Annotated in this window: 5 protein-coding genes; 1 reads left to right on the top strand and 4 read right to left on the bottom strand. The window is 40.6% G+C overall.

Features of this window, described 5'->3' with window-relative positions:
* Window positions 1–372 precede the first annotated feature (372 nt).
* Window positions 373–1,413, top strand: coding sequence for a 3-deoxy-7-phosphoheptulonate synthase (gene aroF, locus AN486_RS26195; protein WP_053539859.1), 1,041 nt, complete (start codon window positions 373–375; stop codon window positions 1,411–1,413).
* A 60-nt stretch (window positions 1,414–1,473) separates the two neighbouring features.
* Here aroF and minE read toward each other — a convergent pair whose 3' ends face one another.
* From minE to AN486_RS26175, 4 genes are all read right to left on the bottom strand, one after another.
* Complete coding sequence (gene minE, locus AN486_RS26190) at window positions 1,474–1,779, bottom strand: cell division topological specificity factor MinE (RefSeq protein ID WP_027404040.1); 306 nt, start codon at window positions 1,777–1,779, stop codon at window positions 1,474–1,476.
* Window positions 1,780–1,816: 37 nt separating this feature from the next.
* Window positions 1,817–2,623: a septum site-determining protein MinD gene (minD, locus tag AN486_RS26185; protein ID WP_053539858.1), complete on the bottom strand. Its 807-nt coding sequence runs from the start codon at window positions 2,621–2,623 to the stop codon at window positions 1,817–1,819.
* A 209-nt stretch (window positions 2,624–2,832) separates the two neighbouring features.
* Entirely contained in the window at window positions 2,833–4,014 is a 1,182-nt protein-coding gene (gene minC / locus AN486_RS26180; protein WP_205748427.1) for a septum site-determining protein MinC, read from the bottom strand.
* A 36-nt stretch (window positions 4,015–4,050) separates the two neighbouring features.
* A partial coding sequence (locus AN486_RS26175) for a hypothetical protein (protein WP_290603019.1) occupies window positions 4,051–4,238 on the bottom strand: 188 nt, incomplete at its 5' end.

Genomic DNA, 4,238 nt, shown 5'->3' with positions numbered 1-4,238 from the left:
CTCATTTATTCTCAGGGAATATGTCCCATTTAAAAAAATAAATTCTGGTTGAAAAATGTCAATATATTGAAAGAGGAGGAGAAAGTTATTTATTCAAAAAACTATAAATTTGCTTAGAATTTCAGCTAGATTGGTAAGTTGAAATCAATTCTTCATGTCTAGATTTTTAAAGATTTTTAAAACCCTATCTATCTCCAGCGTCGGATGATAATTATCTATTAAAAAAGAATAATTTAATACAGGGTTTACACTTAAATTAAGAGAATTTTATCTTATTTTTTTCAAAATGAGAATTGCTGTTTTTTTTCATGAGTTTTTGTTGTTAATCTAAAGTTAGTTAATCAAAAATTTACTTAAAAAAGGAACTCGTAAATGATTATCGTCATGAAAGTTGGTTCCCCACAGGAAGAAATAAATCGGATTACCACAGAATTATCAGGCTGGGGACTAACTCCAGAAAAAATTATTGGTCAACATAAGGTGGTCATTGCTTTAGTTGGGGAAACGGCTGATTTAGACCCCCCCCGCATTCAAGAATTGAGTCAATGGATTGAGAAAGTATTACGAGTGGAAGTACCCTATAAACGAGCCAGTCGTCAGTTCCGTCACGGACAAGCCTCTGAAGTGGTGGTGAATACTCCTCAAGGTGATGTGGTGTTTGGTGAACATCATCCTTTGGTAGTTGTGGCTGGACCCTGTTCTGTGGAAAATGAAGAGATGATTGTAGAAACGGCGCTGCGGGTAAAGGCGGCAGGAGCTAAGTTTCTGCGAGGTGGCGCCTATAAACCCCGCACGTCACCCTATGCTTTTCAAGGTCATGGTGAAAGCGCTTTGGAATTGTTAGCAACCGCGCGGAAAGTCAGCGGGTTGGGGATTATCACCGAAGTTATGGATACGGAAGATTTGGAGAAAATTGGCGAAGTTGCCGATGTGATTCAGGTGGGGGCGAGAAATATGCAGAATTTCTCCATGCTGAAGAAAGTGGGAGCGCAACCCAAACCAGTGCTGTTAAAACGCGGTATGGCTGCCACTATTGAAGATTGGTTAATGGCGGCTGAGTATATTTTAGCGGCGGGTAATGCCAATGTAATTTTGTGTGAACGGGGAATTAGAACTTTTGACCGTCAGTATACTCGCAATACCCTGGATTTATCGGTTGTACCAGTATTGCGAAAATTGACCCATTTACCCATCATGATTGATCCTAGTCATGGTGTGGGTTGGTCTGAGTTTGTCCCTGCTATGGCTATGGCGGCGATCGCAGCAGGTACGGATTCGTTAATGATAGAAGTACATCCCAATCCAGCTAAAGCCTTATCGGATGGACCCCAATCTTTAACCCCAGACCTGTTTGATAAATTAATGTCAGAATTGGCGGTGATTGGTCAAGTCATGGGAAGGTGGTCAAATTAATGCCGCCATTCGCTTTTTAATGTCCAATCCCAGACAATTCAGGGCGCAGACCCTGCGCCCCTACAGTAAGATATCACTACTTTCTAGAACCGTTTCATCTAGGCTTTCTTTAATCCTACGGATTGGTAAATTAGCAATTAAAGCTGTTGTCCGTTGGCTGCTTTCTAGGCAAAACTCTAAACCGTCTGTTTCTATTTCGACATAGCGACAAACGATTTCCAGGATTTCCCGACGCATTTTTTCTAAAGTTTGGGGGTCTAAGTCCGCACGGTCATGGGATATTACCACTTGCAAACGACGTTTAACGTCATCGCGGCTGTTATCGGGACTACGAACAAAAAATTTTTCTAAAATTTCAAGAATCATTGCGGGTATGTGTAAGGCAGAAACACTGGCAAGTAAATTAAACAATCTTTGACCACAACATCTTTCTCAACCGAGAGAAGATGTTGTTATTAGATGAGTCAAGCTCCAGAAATTCGACAGTTTCCCCTTCCAATCTCCGAGCAATATTCTCAAAAGCGGTGGCAGCTAAAGAGGAAGTGTCTGATAATACTAAAGGTTCGCCACGATTGGTAGAAACAATCACCCGCTCATCGTCGGGGATGATTCCAATTATGGGGATGGCGAGAAGTTCCTGAACATCTTCTACAGACATCATATCATTTGCCTGTACCATTGCCGGTCTAATCCTGTTAACTATTAAGTTAATTTTTTTGACACCTTGGGCTTCGAGTAATCCCACTACCCTGTCAGCATCACGGACGGCGGAAATTTCGGGAGTGGTAACAATTAGGGCTTCTTTAGCGGGTGCAGTCGCATTTTTAAACCCCATTTCAATTCCTGCGGGGCAGTCAATCATCACATACTGGTACTTTTGCGCTAAAGCATTTACCAGTAACTTCATTTGGTCGGGTGTAACGGATTCTTTGTTGCGATGTTGGGTAGCTGGGAGAAGTACCAAATTAGGTTGTCGTTTATCTCTAACTAAAGCTTGTTCTAAACGACACTCCCTTGCCAAGACCTCTACTGCTGTATAAACAATACGATTTTCTAGTCCTAGAAGTAAATCTAAATTTCTCAGCCCAAAATCTGCATCAATTAAGGCTACTTGTTTGCCTATTTTGGCTAAAGCCATCCCTAAATTAGCTGAAACTGTGGTTTTACCGACTCCCCCTTTACCGGAGGTAATGACAATAATGCGAGTCATGATAATGCTTTATGAAAGTTCAGGGAACAACAATAAAATATTTTTATTGCTATTGATTGATTCTAATTTAGTAACCTAACAGAAATTAATTACATATCCAGTATATTGCAGGTAAATGAGGTACAAATATTAATTATCAAACCTTGCACCGAAAGGGTTTTACTGCTGACTGTTAAAAGCTGCTGTAGATTCTTAACTGGGCAAGAATTTTAGATCAGATTTTGTGTAATTAATTGCATTCGACTACTTAATTGACTGCGGGAAAAATCATCGGCTTTAACAATGCGAATTCCTTCAGGTGTAATATGTGCAACTTCAGGAAAGAAGCCGGTGAGGGTTTTTTCTGGGGATCTAGCAACAGCATCAGCTATTCGCAATTGGGTTGCTTCCATTTGCAAAGCCATGATCAGAGATTCCCGATTCCCACCGGCACCAGCATGGGCAACTCCCCGCAATCGTCCCCAAATGAGAATATCCCCATCGGCAATGACGATACCACTAGGATTGATATCTCCCAAGATGATTACCGTACCGGGATGACGAATTTCCACACCTGATCTGACCGTCATTTGCAGATAGAGGGCATCTGCTAGGGCGCTGGGAGTCGGTTGAATATCCGAGGTGAGGGATGTTTGGAGTTGGATTTGTTCTACGGAATAACCCAGGGTACAAGCGGCGATCGCAGTTTGTCTTCGACTGGTAGCTACAGATTTTAGTTGAATTTGGTATGTATTTAAAGTTTCTGCCAAATCTTGCAATTGTCTGTTATCTAACAATCTATCTTTGGCTACTAGATGCAGGAATGTATTTGGTTTCCGTAAGCGATCGCCCGCATTGAGACGCTGTTTCATTTGTTGCCAAATTTCCCCCCAATTAAATTCTGATGCCGGTACTTGCAACTCGGTGGGCAAAATTAATAATAGTCGCTCTCCTTCAGTTTTTAACTGAACTTGAATATTATGATCTACCTTTTGTTCTATTAATTCTAAATCAGTATTTGGTAAATTAGCTAAAATAGCACCAGTCTCCCCCTCATTAGGAATATTAAATTCTGGATTTTCAGCAGCAGAATTACCCTTTAAATAAGCAATTACAGAATTTAACTCTGAATTAGTAGGGATAATGGGACTAGATTCTACTTTATGATCAGCAAAATCTGTATTTATCTTGCCAGAGTTAGAATTATTTACCTCTTGATCAACTTGATAAAAAACCGATTCTGATTTCAGAAATTCAGACTTTATTTCATCAGGTTTAGCAGAATCAGCAACATCTACATTGTCTGGGACAGAATGAGAATTATTTACCTTTTTATCAACCTGATGAAAAATTGATTCTGACTTAGGAAATTCAGAATTTATTTCATCAGGTTTAGCAGAATCAGAATTCATGCAGCACTAGCCAAAATACACTAAAATTTGAGATTTTCATAAAAGATTGAGAATTGGTAATTGGTAATTGGTAATTGGTAAGACTCTTGCCTCTTGCCTCTTGCCTCTTGCCTCTTGCCTCTTGCCTCTTGCCTCTTGCCTCTTGCCTCTTGCCTCTTGCCTCTTGCCTCTTGCCTCTTGCCTCTTGCCTCTTGCCTCTTGCCTCTTGCCTCTTGCCTCTTGCC

This window comes from Anabaena sp. AL93, from assembly GCF_001672085.1.
GTDB classification, from domain to species: Bacteria; Cyanobacteriota; Cyanobacteriia; order Cyanobacteriales; family Nostocaceae; genus Dolichospermum; species Dolichospermum heterosporum.
The sequence above is the reverse complement of the archived record's forward strand: the minus strand, read 5'-3'. Positions and strand labels throughout refer to the sequence as shown.

Excerpts from the sequence above, each read along its gene's own strand:
- minD (WP_053539858.1), bottom strand. The coding sequence starts at position 2,623 with ATGACTCGCATTATTGTCATTACCTCCGGTAAAGGGGGAGTCGGTAAA.
- aroF (WP_053539859.1), top strand. The coding sequence starts at position 373 with ATGATTATCGTCATGAAAGTTGGTTCCCCACAGGAAGAAATAAATCGG.
- minE (WP_027404040.1), bottom strand. The coding sequence starts at position 1,779 with ATGATTCTTGAAATTTTAGAAAAATTTTTTGTTCGTAGTCCCGATAAC.
- minC (WP_205748427.1), bottom strand. The coding sequence starts at position 4,014 with ATGAATTCTGATTCTGCTAAACCTGATGAAATAAATTCTGAATTTCCT.